This is a genomic window from Paenibacillus bouchesdurhonensis (assembly GCF_900155685.1).
Taxonomy (GTDB): Bacteria; Bacillota; Bacilli; order Paenibacillales; family Paenibacillaceae; genus Fontibacillus; species Fontibacillus bouchesdurhonensis.
This window is the reverse complement of the sequence record NZ_LT732548.1, coordinates 2,682,168-2,702,091: the sequence shown is the minus strand read 5'-3', so window position 1 is coordinate 2,702,091 and position 19,924 is coordinate 2,682,168. Positions and strand designations below refer to the sequence as shown.

Below are 19,924 nucleotides of genomic sequence, written 5' to 3'. Positions count from 1 at the left end.
CCTGACTTAGAAAACATAACCAACACACTAATTTTCATATAGGGGAGGAGTACTAATAACCTTTCTCACAAGATTAGTTTCTTCAAAATACTGCTGAATCACATCCGCGCCCCGCTTGCTTCCGCCGCCATTATGCAGAATCGATTGCATCTGCTGTACGCCCTCTAGTATCGCGGGGTTGGCGAGAACCTCCTTGGCGCTTTCCAACAGCTGGCTTGATGTAAGCGTAGCAAGCTCCAGCTTCCTTCCCAAATTCAGCGCCTCGGCACGGGCGGCGACAAGCGGCTGATCGGAGCTTTGGGGCACCATCAGGAGAGGAACGCCGTACCAAAGCGACTCCATCACTGAATTCACCCCGCCATGCGATATGAAGAGCTTCGCATGCTGCAAAATGTTCAATTGCGGAACAAAGGGATAAATGAGGAAGTTGGCTGGAACCTTCTCTGGAGACGTTTTAGAGACCATCACGACCTTCCAGCGCGTATCCGCGAAGGCTTCGACGCAAAGGTCATAAAACTGAGGATTATGAAGAACGCTGCCAAGTGAAATCAGTATCGTGGGATGGCCGTCAATTTCCCCGAACGGGAAATCCGTCTCACTCCCCCTGTCCACGATCGTTGGGCCGATAAATTCAAAGGTATCCGCCAAGAGCTCCGAATCCGGCTGAAACTCCCGCGGGATCGGGGCGAGCATGAGCGGCTCTGACTTTAGGAACATATCCGTCACGATTTGGGGAATATCTCCATCAAACAACTTGGAGAAGTAGTCGAACACGGGAGAGTCCGCGGTTACGGCAATCCCTGAGAAGAATAGGGCTCGCGGCAGCTCAAGCCGTTCGGCAACCGTTCGTCCCCATAAGCACATCGGATCGCATACGACACCGTCCGCCTTCTCCTCGCGCACTCGCTCCAGCAGCTCGGAGGCTTTATCAACATGGCGCCTCAGATTCTCCACATAGAAATCACCTGATCGAAGGGCAACTGTCAGCCGCCCATCCACAACTTCCTCCATTCGAAATCCGAATTCCTCACCGAGGATGCGAATCTCTGCCCCGGTGCTGTCAATCTTTCCTGCAAACGCCTCTGTCGTGTAGTACACGACTTGCTCGCCGCGGCGAACAAGCTCCTCTGCAACGGATAAAGTAGGGTTAATATGGCCGTAATATGGTAGCATAAAAAACAGCAGCTTCATTTCTGATCCTTCTCCTCTCCAAAATAGCTTTTATCTCTATATACAGATTGTATGCGGGAGAGGTTGGGTTTTTACTTCAAAATTACCTTTGATTGGTTTTTTCATTTTCAACTTCTTACATCATCCCAGGTTCTAAATTATGTTTTCTCTACGGAGTCATCCTGCAAAGCTGTGCACGAAATGTCGGGAAAAGAGCATATTGCTGCTGCTATAGTGTAGATAAAGGAGGTCACCCGCGTGGATTTGCTTAAGAACATGAATGAAGCAATGGGGTATATTGAAGTTAATCTTACAAGCACTATCGACTATAAAGAAGTTGCAAGGCTGGCTGCTTGTTCAGAATATCATTTCAAAAGAATGTTCTCTTTCCTTGCAGGTGTTCCGTTATCGGAGTACATCCGCCGCAGACGGCTTACGGCCGCAGCTTTCGAACTTAAAGACAGCCCTGCCAAAGTCATTGATATCGCCTTGAAATATGGTTATAGCTCACCGGATGCTTTTGCCCGCGCTTTTCAATGCCTGCATGGCATCACGCCGTCCGAAGCGAAGCATAACGGCCATTCCCTTAAAGCGTATCCGCGGATGACCTTCCAATTATCTATTCAAGGAGGAAGCGAAATGAACTACCGAATAGAGGAGAAGCAAGCTTTTTGCATTGTCGGCCTAATGAAACGTGTCCCGATTATTTTCCATGGTGTTAATCCGGAAATCGCTGCGATGTGGGCCAGCTTGAACGAAGAATCGATCCAGGAACTTAAGTCACTTTCTAATGTAGAACCAAGAGGACTGCTTAGTGCATCGACGAACTTTTCCGAGGGAAGAATGGAGGAAAGAGGAGAGCTGGATCATTATATCGGTGTAGCTACTACTAAAGATTGCCCGGATCATCTGGCAAGGCTTGATGTCCCGGCCCAAGCATGGGCGGTATTCGAAGCGGTTGGGCCGTTTCCGGATACGCTGCAAAATGTATGGGGACGCATTTACGCTGAATGGTTCCCATCCTCCAACTATGAGCAGACGGCAGGGCCGGAAATCCTCTGGAATGAGAGTAAAGATGTCAGTTCACCCACTTTTAAAAGCGAGATATGGATTCCCGTCTTGAAAAAATAATGTAATAAAGCATAAGAAAAAGTCAGGATCGCTCCTGACTTTTACTCGATATACCCTTTATTCTTCAAGGCCTCATATGCTGCGCTCTCGTTCTCGTCTTTGATTTGATACTCCAGGGTTCCTTCCACAATTTTGGCGCAACGACCGCCAAAGGGCTTAAGGGACTCTTTGATTTCTTTTAATTCAGCTGCATCTTTTATGGGATAACTGACTTTCATGCGTAATCCACCTCCTATAGTAGGAATAACAAAATAGGAAGCATGATGCTATGGAAAATATCACAAAAGTCATAATCCGTTCAATCAGGTGAAATACTCCAGCTTAGCCTTAGGAAAAAATTTTTCCATATAGCCGTATAGATGACTTTTTAAATCCTCTTCCTCTTCTTTAGGATAAATATATTTTCCAATACCATATTTTCCCCATTTGTATCTTCGCTTCTCCTCGTCCAATTCCAGCTTGGTCATCGGATAATTTTTCTCAATTACCCGCTTTGCCGGCTTGGTAAACCGATGCTGAATGAATTCAAACGTAATGTCCTCCCGTACATCCTCCGGAAGTTCAGCATCCAGACGCTCAAACAGATGATAATATCCCTCCTCCCACCCTTCATGCAGATAAATGGGAGCTACGATAAATCCTAGAGGGTATCCGGCTCTTGCCACCTTGCCAGCCGCCTCGATTCGCTGGGCTAAAGGCGAAGTCCCCGGTTCAAAATTCCGAATGACATAGTCGGCATTCACGCTGAAGCGAAATCGCGTTTTGCCATTATGCTTAGCGTCAAGCAGGTGATCCACGTGGTGAAATTTCGTAACAAACCTTAGTTTTCCGAATTCGGATTGACCGAAATGCTCAATGGCTCTTTTTAACGTATGCGTAAGATGATCAATCCCCACAATATCCGAAGTACATGAGGCCTCGAATCGGGTCGGCTCGGGCGACCGTTCCTCTATGTATTTATCCGCTGCTTCCAATATTTCCTCCACGTTGACATACGTACGAATATAGGGCTTGCTCCCCATCGTTGTCTGCAAATAACAATAATGGCAGTGCCCCATACAGCCCGTCGCAAAGGGAATCGCATACTCCGCGGAAGGTTTGGACGTATCGAATTTCAATGTTTTTCGTATGCCGACAACTAGCGTAGACTTGGCCACCCGGTATCTTTGAAAGTCATTGTCTCCAGGCAGATTCCTGACTTGGTTATGCGAAGTGGTGTAGCGGATTTCGAGATCCATTTTTGAAAATTTGTCGTACAGCTCTTTTCCCAATGGATATTCCAAAGCACCCGGTTCAAAATAGACCAGCTTCGGTGTAAATGCGCTAATCATTCGAAGCTCCCGTCAAACGCCGTTCCGAAATAATACTGGTAGGCTTGTTCGGCCTCTTCCTTGGTCGTATACACCGCCATTTCATGGGACAGCGGATAATACGTTTCATAAAGGAACATCGCCAGTTCCTGCGGATTTTCCGGGTTGTTTACAACGGCTGCCTGCTGAATATGAGCTACATCCTGGGTATGCGGATTACGGTAAAAAACGTAGACGATATCTCCAGGCTTATAGGTGCTGCTATTGTGATGTAATTCCATACGGTCACCTTCTCTGTGTGTATAAATGGCTCTAGTTCATCACAATTATTTCCTAAAGCGCCAAGATGTATGTTTCCTGTTTATGGAAATCCCCGAGCACAAAAAAAACCACTTGCATCATAAGTGGTTTTTTCCGGTTATTCCATCACTTCTATTTTAAATACGTTGTCCAGTTTCCCGTCTTTATTGAGCCTCTTCCTCAAAGGAACCTTAATATCTTTCCCGAGTTCCTTAAAGAACATATTTACGTCACAGTTAACGCTAGCCAAGGATACTCGCAGAACGCCTTCATCAATAATGTTCTTATTGACTTCCATTGGCACAGTGGTTTCAATGGCAAATTGTTTCGTTAATGTTCTCATGTATCTTGTAAATATTTCAATCAACTCGTCATTCTCGAAATTATCAATCGCAACTTGCCCTTTGTTCGTAAAAATCAAGTTAACTTTCACTAATGCATTCCCCATTTCTTATGAATTTTAGAGATAGGTCTGCTCCGCTTCAAAGAAGAAAAGCTGCCCCTTTAAATATGCAGGGGCAGCCTTGTCTTGGAATTAATAAATTTTAGTTACGTTCTCGGCTTGAGGGCCGCGGTTGCCTTGGGTCACGTTGAACTGAACGCGTTGACCTTCGTCCAAAGTTTTGAAGCCTTCGCCCTCGATCGCGCTGAAATGAACGAATACGTCATTTCCGTCCTCGATTTCGATAAAGCCAAAGCCTTTCTCTGCGTTAAACCATTTAACTGTACCTGTTTGCATGTCATTACCTCCAAATATGATTTAATATGATCATTTTCCCACAAACAAAAAAATTCACACATTGAGCAAAGTTCCATCATAAAATGAGACTCTCTTCAACATGTGAATTCGTTTCAATTTCGACACTTCTAATAATAGCACAGTGATCTTTGAAAATCAAGGCTTTTATAATATAAAAAATTTCACGACATGCGTTCGATTATATAGGCCGAATTTAAAAAGGTGTCCAAATTACAATCATTTGGACACCTCTTTGTTTAAGAACATCCTATAAACTAGTTATTATGCAGGATTTGCGTTTAGAAGCCTTACTGAGGCGGAGCGTCGCCGATCAACTTCCATGGCCCCCACTGGCCTGTCGTTCCGGGTTCCTGATTTTGCGTCCACCACAGGGCTTCCCAGAACTGTCCGTTATGAATGACAATATCCCCTGTATCGTAGATGCGGATGGCATTCCAGATCAAGTATTCTCCGAAACGGTTCGGATCACCGGGGAAGCCAGGCTCCGGAGTCGTAGGCGCGGACGGATTAATACTCAAGTTGGCATCAATGACTTGATAGAAAGCGTTAGGCGTATCATCGATATCCCAAACAGCAACAATTACATAATAGCCTTCACGATCATTCGGAATGTAACAATCATGATATACATCATCCGGTGGGATAGCTCCGTCATCAATATATCTGCAGAACAGCTCTAGATCGGCCCGCTTAAGCGGCGTATTCGGATCCCAGCCTTTCTTTGTAATATAATAATCCCAAGTATTCGTGCTATGGTTAGCGACAATTTCCCAGTGGAACGTATACTCTCCACCTGTCAAATTTACTTTTTTCCACCGAGTAGATGTCTGCTCGTCTAACTCCGTGAATATGCCGGCACTGGCGATTTGTCCGTCAGGCACGCCGAACTCAGGGAAATCCCCGCGTCCCTCTACACTAAACGGCTCATAGATGACTCTGCCGCAGTTGACATTCTCCCCTCTGGCGCAAAGATCGGCGCGGCTGTCGATCACATGCCCATGCGCGGAAGCGCTGTCAGCAAATATCGCCGAACAAGCCAGTATAACGAGTAGAGTACCCGCCGTTACCAAAAACATTTTTACTTTCGAATATTTACGATCCATCATAACCTGAGCTGTCATTCCATCATCCTCCTTATTTTGAATAGGGTCAGATTGTTTTACGAGCAACTCTATGATGCTACTAGCTTGTATAATCACCTCTTCCTAGTAAATTATTGTTGAACAATGCGACGATCAACTGCAATAAGCGGCCTTCCTCCTTTCTTCATGGTTATTATCAAATCCTGAAGAGAGAAGTCGAATTCCTAGAAGACTAGTTCAGGAATTGATGACAGAGATAAGAACCAGCGAAATCGATGATTAGTGCGATAATTGTTGGATATAGAAACGATGAAATAAATGGAATATTATGGGTTTGTTATATATTATATTAAAATACCATTTTTGTCAATTTTGTGACAAAATAAGAGATGCTGGACGATCAGCGCAAAAAACACCTCTTTTATGAGTTGTTGACAACCGTAAAAGAAGCGTTCGGATTCAACTATTCTTGAATGCGGGAATGCGGAACATTAGAAAGAGGGCTCTGCACAATTCGAGCCCCCTAACCCAAGCTTAAAAACTCCCGCAGCGCGCCCTCCATCTCATGATGTCCTTTCGCTTCCATCCACTTCTCAGGTATAAGCAGATGATGGCAAGCACTGCTCTGCAGATAGCTGTAAATAATTTGTGCCGCATCGATTTCATCTCTGGCAACATCGGCAACGTTTTGTCCGTTCTTTTCTCTATGAAAATAGCTTAGAATCAAATCTTTAGCTCTCGCGGGCAGTGCCTCAATCTCTGAGTTTAATGCCAGACCATATTTTTCGCTATACAGTACTTCGTTTCGCTTAATCAGAAACAGCTTAATTGTATCTCGGTCTAAGTATTCATAGACGACGATGCTATGGTTCCCCGCGGTGAACTCAATCACTTGCTTTTTATTTAGCAGCAGATTTGCCGCTTCGATACAGTCCCTATATTTCGCCGCACTTTCAAAATCAAATTGCTCTGCTGCCTCCAGCATGGAGCGCTCCATCTCTTCGCACAGACTCCGATCAGTTCCTTTGAGCAGGCCGATGAATCGATCCATAATCGAGTCATATCGCTGGGCCGCTTCTCCGCCGAGGCACCTTCCCAGACATAGTCCGAGCGAATGGTTCAAACAGGGCGTGTTCGCGGCTAAGGCTGTAAAAGGAATGCTGCATGCTATCCTGCAGCATTCCTGAATGCGCTGCACCGCATTTTCAACCGTATTCCTGCCTGCTGTATAGGGCCCAAAGTAGATAGGCTTGTCTGTACCGTTCTCCTCCAAGGCGCTCGTTATTTCAAGTCGACGAAAGCCATCCTTTTGTCGTAATACAATATAAGTGTAGCCTAGCGGATTTTTCATCTTCCGATTATACATCGGCTTGATGTCCTGAATGAGCTTGCATTCCAGCATAAAGGCTTCAAATTCGGTGTCGGTCACGATATGCTCCAGGTCTTTAACATGCTGTACCAGCTTCTTAATCTTCGGGGAGTGAGACTTATTATTGTAAAAATAGGATTGCACTCTTTTTTTGAGACTTTTGGATTTTCCCACATATATGATTCCACCCTGGGCATCCTTCATTAGGTATACTCCTGGAGACGACGGTAATTCCTGTATCTTTTCCTTCATTTTATGGGTATCTGATCGAGCTTCAAGGCTAACTCTAGCGAGCGATTCAGATTATCAATAACTTGAAACGCCGGCTCTAAGGTTTCCACGATGCCTTTCAGTTTTAATAGGGTTCGATGAAAAATTGCTATGGCTGGCGGATAGCTGCTCATTATTCGACTCCTTCTAACATTGGTTTCGTATCCGATGTAATCAAAGTAATTATACCACTTGTTCATCTTCGCAAGAAGAACCATCGTATTCAAAATCAGCTGCCACAGCCGCACCAAACCGGAGGCCCCAAAATGACAGACTCCCTGATCGGCGCTACCGCTCTAGCATAATCCTCTTCATCTACACAATATGCCCGCTGCATCACTTCCTTTGGAACCGAACGCAGAAAATCCGAGCCATATACGATATCGGGTGTAGGCTGATCAAAAATCGTTAGAAGATGCGCATGCTTGCTTTCCGCGATAATCCAGTGAAACCAGCCTTTAGGGAACAGAGAAATCTGCCCCGGCTTCAAATAATAAGTCATCAGCCTTTGAGTAAATGGATCAAAAACGGAAGTAATCACCTCTCCGCTAATAACATATACCATCTCGTTGACATTGGTATGCCAATGCGGCTGGACGATAATGCCTTTGGTTAAATAAATATTGAAGAAGCCAGTTTTTATCGCGGGAAGCTGTGCGCCAAATACTTGAGTAATATAATTGTGCGGATCGCGGCGATAGTTAAGCACCTGGTTGGAATCAGCCGCCAGCCGAAGATCTGGAGATTGCAGGACTGGATCGATCATGTCAATATCCTCCTTAAATAGGTAAACGTCTATTTAAGGTATTCCTGTGGGCATGTATTTGACACATTATTATAGCTGTAACGGTCTATTAAGACGGAGCCGCGCTTAAAGAGAGCTCTCCCGTAATCATCAGCGAAGGGTGATCAGCCAGCGAAACCTCCTGCTCGGTAGCGAGAATACGAACGACGGGGCGCTGCATATGCGAGATAATTTTAGTTACAATGGCTTGTTTACCATTACTTAGAACGACCTTCGTACCCGGCGGATACGGAGCAATGGATTTCACGAACGCATCAACGATTGCCGTCTTGAACGACGTGCCGTTCAAAGCCATGATGACTTCTACGGCTTCATGGGGAGACATTCTCTCTTGTGACAGCGCATTTTCATACGTATTGGCCGTAGCGCAAATCTGTGCATATTCGTGAATATCTTTGCCGGAAATCGCTCTAGGATATCCAGTTCCATCGTATTTCTCATGATGCTGAAAAGCGACATGCGAGGATAACAAACTAATTTCACGAATTTGACGCAAAATATTAAATCCCGCCTCCGGGTGTTTACGCTTATCTTCCGTTACGGCTTTGCCAATGTCATGCATTAAACAGCCAACCGCCAAATCTCTTAGTTGCAGTTCGTTATAACCCATTTGCTTAGCGATCTGCAGAGATAACAGCGCAACATTTACGCAATGGGCAGACAGATGCAGCTCTTCCGCGATAGTTGTCGCCGGAATGAGCACGATGACGGGACGACGCTTAATCTCGTCAATCAGCTGATCTACTCCTTTAAGAATAGGCCGTAAGGGCAGGGGCTTCTTCCCAGCGGCGGCATATGCCTCCCTCACAATATGAATAATATCCAGCCAGGTTGGCGGGTCAAGCATCTCATCCAAAGTAATTCCTTTAGAATCCGCATCCTCTACGACAACCTGAGAAATTCCCATGCGAATCAATCTGTCCACGATTTTTGGATGAATCGTATGATTTGCAGCTAGAAGAATTCGGCCCTGCCCATCATAAATCGCCTTTGCCAGTTGCATGGTCTGATCATCATACTCTGTTAGTTTAATTAGCCTCAATATATTGCCTCCCTACAACTTATCTATATATCTAATGGCGCTAACTATCTAATACGAAATGACTATTTGTTTTATGGGGGTTCTTTAGTCCTATTTTAAAAAATATAAAAAAGACCGGCATCGCATAACACGAATACCGGCCTCACAGGCATCTTATCTAATTAATCCTCATCGTCATCGTCGTGATCATCATCATTTTCGAATTCGATTTTCATTTGCTTCCCGCTAGAAAATTTAACCTCTAGCTCCAGCTCTTTCACTTGACCTTTGTCGATGTTAAGAGCTGCCATAAGCTTATCTACGGCTTCGTTGCCGCTCATGCTGTCGGTCAAACCCGCTTTAGCGATAAGCTCCTCCATATATTGAACAGCCTGATTGCCCTTCAGCTTTTCCTTATCCTTTTTGGATTCTTTTTCTACCTGAGCCTGAGCTGTTCCCTTCTTGTTTTTATACTCCAGCTTAATTTTCTCCTTGCCAGCTAATTCAACTTCAAAGTCAAACTCAGCAATTGCGCCGGCCTTTTGCTCCTGATTCGGTTTTTTCTCTTGATTCGGCTCCTTCTTAGATGTTCCATCCTTGCTCACTTCTTTAGTACTGAGCAGCTCTGCTTCCACAACTTGACCGTCTTTAACGATCAATCTCATTGGATTATTGACAGCAATTTGATCGGCCAGAATGAATTTTTTATTGTGCTTTACAGGCAATTTGGAAGAAATACCGTAAGACAGCAGCTCTTTATTCCAGGTTTCAATTTTTATTTGACCGTTGCTTTGGTTATTGAAATTGTCTGCAGCATCTGTGGTGAATTGAATCTCCTTTACGGTACCGCTAATGGACACGGCTCCTTGATTTTGAAGCAGGCCATCATTCGTGCGATCCAAAAGCGCAGCCATCTCTGCGCGCGTCACATTCTTGTTCGGTTTGAAGGTGCCGTCGGGATAACCGCTGACGATTCCTTGCGACACCGCCACATTAACATAACCAATTGCACCCGCTGGAATAGCCTTTGCATCATTAAAATCTGGAATCTTCGTCATTTGGCGAAGCGCTTCGTCTTGAAGCCCCAAGGACTTAACTAGCAAGCTCGACACCCATACGCGGCTTGCTGGCTTGTCCGGAATGATTTTGTCCTCTGCCGCATCGAATAAACCGTGTTCCAGCGCTACGATGACGTATCCTTTCGCCCATGGGAACCGCTTGTCCAACTGATCCGCATCCTTGAAATGAAGCTGGGTATCCATGGATTGTGATTTGGCTTCGCTTTCCAGCCCCATCAGGCGAACCGCAGTAACGATCGCCTCAACGCGGGTCACTGGCTGATTCGGGCGAAAAGTGCCATCCTCAAAGCCCTGCAATACTTTTTTCGATTGCATTTTTGTTATGTACCCCGCTGCCCATTCCGCTTCCTGAATATCGTCAAATTCCAATACAAGTTGCGCGCGCCCATTCTCCACCCCCTTCGTCTTCACATCCTTCGCCGCGATAATTTGTACAGAGAAGCCGATGGTGAGAATGCTGGCAAGCAGCAAGCTAAGCAATCCTCTTAATTTCTTCATGATATCCTCCCTCTCTTCAAGCAACAATATTGAACCACCCATATTCTACATATGGTGTTGCGTCTATGATTTTGAAGCCATCTCTTGAATTGTTCTAAGAGAGACCTTCGTATTCCGCTCCACCTCCATGATGCTGGCCTGAGGGTGCTCGGCAAGATAGTCTTTCACCTTGTTGACTTCCTCAAGCTGAAACCTCAGACACTCGCTGCATAAATGGGTAGGTTTCCAAATCATCAATGCTCCGCATTTATCGCAATTGATCAGCGCCATTCACAACCCCCCTATCCAACCATTTTCCGTACATCTGTTATTACGCAAGATAGAATGTTTTTGTGGGGGCCGCTAAAAATTAACCTAATCATCCTCGTCGTCATCATCATCATTTTCGTCTTTATTGTTTTTCTTTGCGGCCTTTTTCGCCTGCTCCTTTTTCTGTTCTGCTTCCTTCTTCTTGGCTTTCTCCAGCGCGTTTTCTTTCTCTTTTTCGATTTCTTTTTCTTTCTTATTTGCTTTCTCTTGATCTTTCTTCTCTTGTTCTGCTTTCTTCTTCAGTTCCTTCTGCTTTTGTTCCTTCTGCTGCTGCTCCTTCTTCTTCGCCTGGGCTTCTTCCTCAGCTTTCAACGGATTTACAGCCTCGAACTCAAGCTCGCTGCCATTCGAGAATTTAACCTCAAACTCGATTTCATGCCACTCATTTTGCTTCACATTTAAAGACGATATAATTCGGCTCACTACAACCTTCCTATCGCTTCTATCCTGAAGATTCAAATGCTTAATGACGTTCTCGGCAAAGGTGACAGCCTGCTGACCCTGCTGCTTGTCTTCTTTTTGCTTGGTTTTCCTCTCTACCTTGGCCTCGATCCTGCCATCTTTCTGCTTATATTCGACCTTGATTTCCCCGTCATCCACCAGCTTCACCTGCAGATTCAGCTTTTGAATTTCCGTCTTTGAATTCGCCTTCGGCATTATCTCCGCTTTATCGGCTTCTAGCTGTTCCCGAACCTCGGCATTGGATGAATCGATCGGTTTCAGCGTAGGCAATTCCGTGCCGTTTGATTCATTAACGCTGCTGTTATCGACTAGGCTGCCTGCTCCCACCTGCTCACCTTGACTTGATGCAAATGCCCCTTCCTCATTTCGATGATCTGCTATCTCGGCATCCACGTCCTGGATACTGTTCTGCGGCTCGGCTCTGCTTGGACTGGAATTCAAGGATTCGTTCGGAGACTGAACCTTGCCGGATAGTTGAAGCGGCTTGGCAAATAGAGCCTCGGGATCAACCCCTGCCTGTTGAAGCGAGCTCAAAATCGATTGGCTCCGCAGCTGCTCAGGGGTTAATTCAATTCCCTTCTCTGCTGCCAGCTCTAGTACGATGTATTTATTCAGCGTCAGCTCGGCATCCTTCGCTTGCTCCAACTGCTGCTTATTCGCCGCAAAAACCTCGACATTATAGCGCTTGGCTTGAGCGGAAATTTGCTTTGGATCAATAGATTGGGCTCCATTGCCAAGATCCACGATCGATAACCAAACCCATTTTTTCTCCGTATCTGCATCTAAGTATCCATGCTCTTCCGCTTGGTCAATAATCCACTGCACGGCTTGATAGAATTGCTGGTTGACCAGTTCCTTCCCGGATAATAGCAGCTTGGCCTCCTCATTTAGCAGATTAACCTGATCGATCATGCCCTGCTGATTCACGACCAGTTCAATACCCGGGTTAATATCAATCGCCACCAGGGTCGCTGACTGCTTTGGCTGCTGCAAATAATTATAGAAAAAAACAACGCCTAGCAGCAGCACTATAGAAGCTGCATACATCCATTGCTTCTTCAAATACCGCATATACCTCTGCCTCTGTACCGGCTCAGGTATGGAGATTTTGTCCCCTAAGCGCGGCATGACCGACGGAAGCGGCAAATTACGGAATGTCCCATCCTCACAGAGGACAACGATACAACGTTCTGTTATTTTCATCACTGTGCCCTGCATCATCATCACTCTCCCACATCCGCAAACGAGACAGTACTGCGAATTCGCCCAAACTCATCGTTAGAATATATCAGAACGAGCGCAATCAAATACTTGCGGTTTCTTTCTAATGTTTTACGGCTTACCTTAAATAAATCCAACATCTCCTTCATCGGCAGACGTTTTGTTTTATGTAAAATATCAATCCAATTCCTGTGCCCGCTAAAATGCTTGGCCATTTGGATGAATTGCTTGCGAGTATCCCGATGCTTGGGAGAAATACTCTCCAATTCCTCTAGGGATACACCATATTCCTGCAATGTTTCATCATAGAGCAGAAGCTCCTGAGCCAGCTCCAACGCCGTCTGCTCCCGTTCATAAGCTTCCATGGAGCTGGCGACTTCCGTTGCGGTCTGCTCAAATTCATCGCGAATATCGTCATATACGACGCTTTCAGCTCGCAGTATTCTCCCTTGCCTGCGAAACTCATCCACCAACCGATTTCGAATCAACATAAAAGCGAAGTTGTCAAATGATTTCCCCATCGTTTCGTTATAACGGTCAATGGCTTCGTTAAAAGCGATCAATCCTATGCTGGATTCATCATGATCCCATCCGATTTGCCGCTTGCATACATGAGAAACCGTCCGCAGGATAAAGGGACGATAGTGCTCAATCAGCATATCCCTTTCGGCCACGTTCCCCTTTTGTTGAATTTCCTTAAGAACCTGATCTATCGGCCTGTCCATCAAATGTAATCACTTCCTATTACGTGTATGTCATAGCTGTTTATGGGGGTAATCTCCCACTAGTATAAGATATATATCGTAATTAGAGCTCGGAAGCCTTAGAGGCTGATGTATTGCATCAGGCAATCCGTAAACCAAGCATCGTTCCGCTCTAGCTGTCTCAGCTCGGTTGAAATAGACTCTACTTGATCGCGCAATACCCGAGGGCCATCCGTACCGTTAAAGAAGCGGCTCAAAAAATGTAAGAAGACATCGATTTGACGTAAGCGCATAAGTACCGGAATCGCCTCAATCTCTTCAGGCATTAGGCGAATCCTTCCCCCAAACCCTTGACAGAACAGCCTTACGGCTTCCCGATTCTCGCTCTCGCCTTGACCCAGCAGCCCGGAAATAACGACTGCAGGCTCCATCGACCGTACATCCTTCGTACAAAATTCGAAATCAAGCAGCGCTGTCACCCGTGCCGGATCATGTGCATCTACCAGCAGGTTAGAATAGTTGAGATCCCCATGAATCAATTGCTGCGGCAGCTTCTCCAATCCATCCAGCTTCTGAAGCATATCATGGTACGCTTGCGCCAGTTCGATCAGCGAATCCTGCAAATCTTTGAACGGCTCAGGAGGATGATTGCAAAATGCCATAACGATATCTGGGCTGCATGCCGGATAAGACTGGGATAGCTCATAATACGGCCGATAAGCCGGCTGCAGCCCGGGCTCAACCTCTGCCAAGGCCAGCAGCAATTCGCCCGCGGCTTCTCCGAAGGAGAAGGCTGCTCTAGCGCTATCCCCTTCCAGCCGCATGCCTTCTATGAACTCAAACATGCAAGCATATCGTCCACTGCCATCCTCCAATCTCACGATTGTCTCGCCAGCAAGTGTTGTAATCGGAAGCGGCACGCGAAAGCTCGCAGCGGCTTGATCCAGCGTCTGCAGCACCGCATGCTCGAATCGTATTTTATCCGTATCCCGATGCGTTTCATATACCCGCAGCACACTGCGGCGAAGGCTGCCTTCAATAAAGTATGTCGTATTGTTCCAGCCGCTCGCCCCCTGCTGTGCTTTCCCTATGTATTCCTGCGGATAATGATTCAGAATTGAACTTAGCATCTCTTGTTCCTCTCTCTTCTCCCCTGGAAGGGATTTCATATTAAAACTATTTTACTCTAACAAAAATAAAACTCAAAAACAAAGAAACCCAGCAGCTTCTCTTCGCCACTGAGTTTCCTGTCTTACTTCATATTCGAATAAATTTTCACATCAATGCAATTTAAGTTACTTACTTGAGCAATTCCTCCGGCGTTTCGCCTTGATAAATGTACAGGAAGCTAGCGGTGGATACAACAAACGCAGCGAAGAGAGACAACATGGATGCGCTGGCATAGGCTACTTTCTTCATCATTCTCACCTCCTTAGTTTGATTAACAGCACTGACTGGGCAACAAAGGATAGGCTAAGTACGGGTGACATGATTAGAAAATTAGAGCTGACGATCAGCACGGAAGCCAATTTTAGGAGTGGATAATATTTCAAGGGAATACGCGTCTGTTTCTCAATTCTAGAAGGGGCAAAGATGAGGCAAAGAATGGCTGCTATTCCGTTGATGATCATCGCATAAGAAAAAGTAAGTTCGATGACGGACAGCAATGTAAACAGCGTGGTCGTTGTAAGAATGCATTTTATGCCGGAATTCAGGTGAATTCCGCCAGAAACCTGACGTAGAACGGCAAACGATACTAACAGGATCATAATTTCTTTCGTTCTGCCGGTGAATACCGACAGCAGCAATGTTATCGATATAATTAGTGCGGCATTCAACAGCAGAGCGATGGAGTAGCGCAGAACGGCGATGGAGGCAGGATGATCAGGAGCCGTTCGCTTAATTCCGACAGCGATTTTATCGGCCATCACATTAATCATGATCCTTCTTCTCCTTCCTAACTGCATAATATAGAAAAAAGGAGAGCGTGATAGAGAAAAATAATATATTGGACCATATCTCATTCCGATATAGAATAATAGTGAAAAATATCAATACAACAAAAATGGAAGAGCTGACAATTAAGTCCTCACGTTTGAACCTGACCCTCTCGAAACTCCACGTAAATCCGATTCCGAGCTTATAAAGCAGCCACGCCACAAGCCCGGTCGTAACTGCGCTAGAAGTTTGCAAGGCATAGCCATAGACCAATATGGTCTGCGATTCAATAATGGAATCGAATACGAATTTTACAATCATGGTCTGCAGTAAACTAAATGCCGTATAGCCAGTAAGCGTGATGACCGCAGCACCAACCAAAGGTTCTTTTACCACCGTCGCCACAAAAAATATAAATAACATGATATTAATAATCGGTACTAAATAATAGAGAGGAAGTTCACTGCGCAGCAAGTAGCTTTGCAATGACATTAATAGAATAACAAACAAGGCCTGCCAAGAGTAATGCAGAGGATTTATCTTGAATATTGTCATCATCAGTGCGAAAATACCAAGCCCCTCGATGGTTGAAAAAGCCATAAAAGCGACTGATTCCATAATTCGAGCTCACCCTTTAGCGATTTACGTCTTTTCTGTATTTGTTTGCGGTCGCCTTCAGTGACCTCATGCGGCTTCTGGAAACCAGTATTATCTCTGGTAAAATTTGGTCTATTTAGTTAATTAAAATATACACTGTAGCCCATGATTTTGCAAGAGAATTTTACTAGTTTTGGTATAATTGAGACATTGTTCCTAAGAACTATACTTTTAGGCCTATGAAATACTTCAAATGGGACAAGCTTCAATGCAAAGATTAGCCTTCCAATGGCGTGTTCCAATCTAATTGGTTCCATGGACTGTCTGGGTGGATAACGAGCCGATGAACGTATCTTGTCATTTGCTCTGCGCTGTCGGCCGTAATTTGTCCCCACCAGAACTGCCTGCCAATTAAATAGCTAATGCCGTATTCATGCCAGCTCGAATAACATTGCTGAGTCATCTTGGCGATAGGCATTACCAGTTCCTCGGCCTCTTCTCTCGAGATATAGCCGAGGAACACACTATTTTTGCATAAATAGACGTATCTGCCCCAGTCCCATGCAGCGATCCCTACGGATGGCAGCCTATTCATATAAGCCTGCACAATTCGGTGTTGCCTGTACTCTTGCGTGGAGTTCGGCATGGATGCAATATATTGATTTTGGTCGCTGACGGATAACGTGGACAGAAAAGAACGAATGTTTAGAAACGAGGCATTGTGTCCCCCTTGCTGCAAATCTTGCAAATTACTCATTAATTCTCCCTTGCTAGCGATGCCCCAATCTCGTTTCAATGCATGCCTGTGCTCCGCATCAATTTCCTCGGTATATTCAAATTCATAATTATTGGCAGGGTTGAGACCATTCCTCTCTAATAATACAGCGCCTAATGCAGTACACCAACGATCCGCCAATGTATAACGATCTGGATTGCTGCTACTCAACAATGTACTCAACTCCATTCACAACAAAATGCAGAGAACAAACTTTACTTACAGTCTGATGATCGAGATAAATTTTGTCTGGCATCGTAATCCCTGCTGAATTTCTACGCCCAAACACTGCTTGCAGAAATTTCTTTGAGTTTGCCAGCTTCTGCTGAATCTGTTCATAATATAGAGCATAATCGGACTCATTAGGATATTGCTGACAGGTCAGCTGGGCATAAGCTGCCGCCAACTCCAAATCTCCGCGCTTGTAATATGCCGCGCTCAAGTATACGAGCACTTCATTCCGTTCCCCAAGCTCATATCCCCGAAGCAAATGCTTAATGCTATCTTGGTAATTACCCATATGGTAATAAGCGACCCCGGAATACAGCCAGACGAGGGATGCGTAGGGATCATCCTCACCTCTTTGCATGAGGTAATTCTGGACAATACTCGGGATAGGCTTCCATTGCTTTAAGTTCAACAATAGCTTAATGGTTTCGAGAAGTACCCACTGATCGTCCGGCCGCTGCTGCATTATTCTAGAAATACTGGCGTCAATCCGCTCCATCTGCTCCAAATCCCATTGTTTTAACAGCATATAGAGTGCCAATTTTGAAGAATAGTAATCTTCAGGGAACATCTCGGCAGCTTCGCAGTAGATAGCTGTAGCTTTAGCGTCATTACCTATCGCACGGTAGATATCGCCCTCCAATACATAACCGCGGGACTCCTCCGGGAAGTGACGTATATATTCCCGAATGGCCTCCAAGGCCCCTTCGTAATTTTGGTTTAAGAAGCGAGCGCCAGCCAATTCATAATAGGCGAACTTCCTATAGTTCCATTCTAATGCATTTTCAAGACACTCAGCCGCCTCCTCATATTCTTCCATATATAAATGGCTGATCCCCTTTCTGAACCAAACGTATGCGAAACCAAATTCATGCCCCAATACCTTAATATCGTCCGCAATCGAGGCTCTATACTGTCCTGAATTAAAATAACAGCCGCTTCTAACGTTATATAGTCCCCAAAACGTAGGATCCAAGGATATGGCTCGCGTCGAAAGCTCTATTCCCTTCTCTGGATCTTTCTCCAGATAATAGGCCCAGCTTAACTCATATAAGACGTCAATGTCATTGGGATTCATCTGCAGCGCAGCGGTAAGATCCCGGATTCCAAACTGTATTTCCTCCAGCTTGACGTAAGCAGTCCCCCGTGCCACGAGAATATCGTAACCGTTGACTCCTTCTTCCATTGCCACAGCCCACGCCTGATCATAGAAATCCACACTTTCCCTAATCAATTCCTGCGACCACAGCGCGCGCCCCCACAGCAAATATAAATCAGATGTTCGCAGATTTGCTGCATGAAGAGATTCAAGGGCCTGACAGCATTCGCTCCACATTTCCAAGTCATAGTACAACTCAGCTAATGAAAATCGTAATGTCTCGTTGCCCGGGGATTCCCTCAGCTCCTGCATCGCAACTTCCAGGAGAAGCTTATTCGCTTGAAGCAGACTTACGCGAGCATCTAAATCAAACGGATACCGTTCTATGATGTGTTCCCAGATCGATTTCGCTTCTCTTGGTTGATCATAAGCCAAGTAGCATCGTGCCAGCCCGTTCAGGGCCGTTAAATCGTTGGGATTCTGGGATAAAATATACTGATAGTCCGCGAACGCTTGTGCGATCTCTCCTAGCCTGAACGCGAGGTTGGCCCGATGCATAAATCCATCGATATTTGCTGGTTCCAGCTCAATAATCCGATTAACCGCAATAGAGGCCTGATTAATATCGCCACTGCGCCCGAAGAACTCGGCACCTAGTCGCAACAATTCCGGGTCATCTGCATATATTTCCTGCGCTGCTGCCAGATAGTGATTGGCATGTTCCAATTGGTTATGAATCAGCGCGAAATGAGCCTCATTCCGATGGGACAAATAAGTATCCACTTCCGGTAAATCATCTGGAATAAAATCGTAACGCAGTCCCCATGCTTTTCTCACTTCCATAAGCAAATAGTCTACAAAGTCGCTTGAGAAATGCTTATTCAGCTCCAGCTCTTGATCTGTCCAAGCGAAATTCTCATTTAACAGCGTCCAAACTGCCTTTGGCAAATGGTAGCTCTCGGTGAGAAATGATAACAACCGCATGTTGACTAATTCCTTGATGTCCAGCCGCCACATTTCTTCTCGTAGCACCAAAGACCTCCACTGCTCCAGATCCCTTCGTGCCGCAAAGTTATTATAAAGTGCTTCAACATGGTTCATAAAACAATCCGCATAAGCCTGAGCTGAGATTTCCTCACGGTGTAATCCGCTTGCAGGATCACCGGCAAAGGTCTTTATATCAAACTCCATGCTCTCCTGATGAGATGGCGCCGTTTGTCCATCCGGCACAGATTCAGGCTCAAGCTCCAATTGATTCTGCTGCAGTTCTTTTATGTATTTCGATTCAATTAGCGCCTGCTCATAGGCTTCTCTCAACAGCTGAAATCCTTCAGGATCCTCCTCCGGATGATATACTTGCAGCATCTTAGCATAAGCGCGTTTTATGACAACCGTTTCAAATGTAGGGGAAATTCCCAAGCGGTCCCAAAAATTCATTCAACAAACCCCTTAATTCAGCAATTTTAGTATAAAAGAACTATTCGCTATTTTCCTACTTTTTCCTCCTTCCTTTGCCATGTCAAACCGATCAATATTAAATTAGCTGCCACGAGCACGTGTTCATTTTTAGTAGATGTAGGTATGTTATTATTTCCTTGCTATATTGATAGAGTATCCTCATAATTATTTAAAAGGAGTTTGACGAATCGTGTCGGATTCAGGTGGATTATAATGAATATAAGAAAAACAATACTTATATCTCTGTTGTTTTTATCCATTCTTACAGGATTTCGCTTTGTGTGGATGCATTTCTTCACCGCCCCCGCTCAACCGCATGCAGTTCGGGGAGAATTAGA

General features: G+C 45.2%; 21 protein-coding genes. 1 reads left to right on the top strand and 20 read right to left on the bottom strand.

Annotation, left to right across the window (positions count from 1 at the left end):
- Window positions 1–27: 27 nt before the first annotated feature.
- The gene (locus CZ379_RS16485; protein ID WP_110932618.1) at window positions 28–1,191 is read right to left on the bottom strand and encodes a nucleotide disphospho-sugar-binding domain-containing protein; all 1,164 of its coding nucleotides are present in this window, start codon (window positions 1,189–1,191) and stop codon (window positions 28–30) included.
- A gap of 237 nt (window positions 1,192–1,428) precedes the next feature.
- On the opposite strand from CZ379_RS16485, the gene CZ379_RS16480 reads away from it, so the two are divergent.
- Entirely contained in the window at window positions 1,429–2,301 is an 873-nt protein-coding gene (locus tag CZ379_RS16480; protein ID WP_110932617.1) for an AraC family transcriptional regulator, read from the top strand.
- Window positions 2,302–2,342: 41 nt separating this feature from the next.
- Here CZ379_RS16480 and CZ379_RS26260 read toward each other — a convergent pair whose 3' ends face one another.
- From CZ379_RS26260 to CZ379_RS16390, 19 genes are all read right to left on the bottom strand, one after another.
- A complete protein-coding gene (locus CZ379_RS26260; RefSeq protein ID WP_199925639.1) occupies window positions 2,343–2,519 on the bottom strand; it encodes a hypothetical protein in 177 nt (58 codons plus the stop codon).
- Between the two features lie 84 nt (window positions 2,520–2,603).
- Complete coding sequence (gene splB, locus CZ379_RS16475) at window positions 2,604–3,632, bottom strand: spore photoproduct lyase (RefSeq protein ID WP_110932616.1); 1,029 nt, start codon at window positions 3,630–3,632, stop codon at window positions 2,604–2,606.
- Window positions 3,629–3,892 carry a transcriptional regulator SplA domain-containing protein gene (locus CZ379_RS16470; RefSeq protein ID WP_110932615.1) on the bottom strand — a complete coding sequence of 88 codons (264 nt, stop codon included), beginning with the start codon at window positions 3,890–3,892 and terminating at the stop codon, window positions 3,629–3,631. Before CZ379_RS16470 ends, splB begins: the two co-directional genes overlap by 4 nt.
- Window positions 3,893–4,029: 137 nt before the next feature.
- Window positions 4,030–4,344, bottom strand: a complete 315-nt coding sequence (locus CZ379_RS16465; protein ID WP_110932614.1) for a hypothetical protein — start codon at window positions 4,342–4,344, stop codon at window positions 4,030–4,032.
- Window positions 4,345–4,446: 102 nt separating this feature from the next.
- Window positions 4,447–4,650, bottom strand: a complete 204-nt coding sequence (locus tag CZ379_RS16460; protein ID WP_019639749.1) for a cold-shock protein — start codon at window positions 4,648–4,650, stop codon at window positions 4,447–4,449.
- A gap of 308 nt (window positions 4,651–4,958) precedes the next feature.
- The gene (locus tag CZ379_RS16455) at window positions 4,959–5,792 is read right to left on the bottom strand and encodes a lytic polysaccharide monooxygenase (RefSeq protein WP_110932613.1); all 834 of its coding nucleotides are present in this window, start codon (window positions 5,790–5,792) and stop codon (window positions 4,959–4,961) included.
- A gap of 484 nt (window positions 5,793–6,276) precedes the next feature.
- On the bottom strand, window positions 6,277–7,374 hold the full coding sequence (locus CZ379_RS16450) for a GIY-YIG nuclease family protein (protein WP_110932612.1): 1,098 nt from the start codon (window positions 7,372–7,374) through the stop codon (window positions 6,277–6,279).
- A gap of 247 nt (window positions 7,375–7,621) precedes the next feature.
- The gene (locus tag CZ379_RS16445; RefSeq protein WP_110932611.1) at window positions 7,622–8,158 is read right to left on the bottom strand and encodes a cupin domain-containing protein; all 537 of its coding nucleotides are present in this window, start codon (window positions 8,156–8,158) and stop codon (window positions 7,622–7,624) included.
- A gap of 88 nt (window positions 8,159–8,246) precedes the next feature.
- The gene (locus CZ379_RS16440; protein ID WP_110932610.1) at window positions 8,247–9,239 is read right to left on the bottom strand and encodes an HD-GYP domain-containing protein; all 993 of its coding nucleotides are present in this window, start codon (window positions 9,237–9,239) and stop codon (window positions 8,247–8,249) included.
- Window positions 9,240–9,400: 161 nt separating this feature from the next.
- Window positions 9,401–10,795: an S-layer homology domain-containing protein gene (locus tag CZ379_RS16435; RefSeq protein ID WP_199925638.1), complete on the bottom strand. Its 1,395-nt coding sequence runs from the start codon at window positions 10,793–10,795 to the stop codon at window positions 9,401–9,403.
- A 63-nt stretch (window positions 10,796–10,858) separates the two neighbouring features.
- Entirely contained in the window at window positions 10,859–11,065 is a 207-nt protein-coding gene (locus CZ379_RS16430; protein WP_110932608.1) for a hypothetical protein, read from the bottom strand.
- 84 nt (window positions 11,066–11,149) lie between these two features.
- Window positions 11,150–12,787 (bottom strand): anti-sigma-I factor RsgI family protein, encoded by a 1,638-nt coding sequence (locus CZ379_RS16425; protein ID WP_199925637.1) that lies wholly within the window; start codon window positions 12,785–12,787, stop codon window positions 11,150–11,152.
- 2 nt (window positions 12,788–12,789) lie between these two features.
- Entirely contained in the window at window positions 12,790–13,512 is a 723-nt protein-coding gene (sigI, locus tag CZ379_RS16420) for an RNA polymerase sigma-I factor (RefSeq protein ID WP_110932606.1), read from the bottom strand.
- Between the two features lie 98 nt (window positions 13,513–13,610).
- Window positions 13,611–14,621: a phosphotransferase gene (locus CZ379_RS16415; RefSeq protein ID WP_110932605.1), complete on the bottom strand. Its 1,011-nt coding sequence runs from the start codon at window positions 14,619–14,621 to the stop codon at window positions 13,611–13,613.
- A 169-nt stretch (window positions 14,622–14,790) separates the two neighbouring features.
- The gene (locus tag CZ379_RS16410; RefSeq protein ID WP_074048639.1) at window positions 14,791–14,913 is read right to left on the bottom strand and encodes a cyclic lactone autoinducer peptide; all 123 of its coding nucleotides are present in this window, start codon (window positions 14,911–14,913) and stop codon (window positions 14,791–14,793) included.
- Window positions 14,914–14,915: 2 nt separating this feature from the next.
- Window positions 14,916–15,431 carry an accessory gene regulator ArgB-like protein gene (locus CZ379_RS16405; RefSeq protein WP_110932604.1) on the bottom strand — a complete coding sequence of 172 codons (516 nt, stop codon included), beginning with the start codon at window positions 15,429–15,431 and terminating at the stop codon, window positions 14,916–14,918.
- Complete coding sequence (locus CZ379_RS16400) at window positions 15,424–16,047, bottom strand: hypothetical protein (protein WP_110932603.1); 624 nt, start codon at window positions 16,045–16,047, stop codon at window positions 15,424–15,426. The genes CZ379_RS16405 and CZ379_RS16400 overlap by 8 nt, the downstream gene beginning before the upstream one ends.
- Window positions 16,048–16,303: 256 nt before the next feature.
- A complete protein-coding gene (locus CZ379_RS16395; RefSeq protein ID WP_234404929.1) occupies window positions 16,304–16,972 on the bottom strand; it encodes a DUF1266 domain-containing protein in 669 nt (222 codons plus the stop codon).
- Entirely contained in the window at window positions 16,965–19,565 is a 2,601-nt protein-coding gene (locus CZ379_RS16390; protein WP_110932601.1) for a J domain-containing protein, read from the bottom strand. The genes CZ379_RS16395 and CZ379_RS16390 overlap by 8 nt, the downstream gene beginning before the upstream one ends.
- Window positions 19,566–19,924 lie beyond the last annotated feature (359 nt).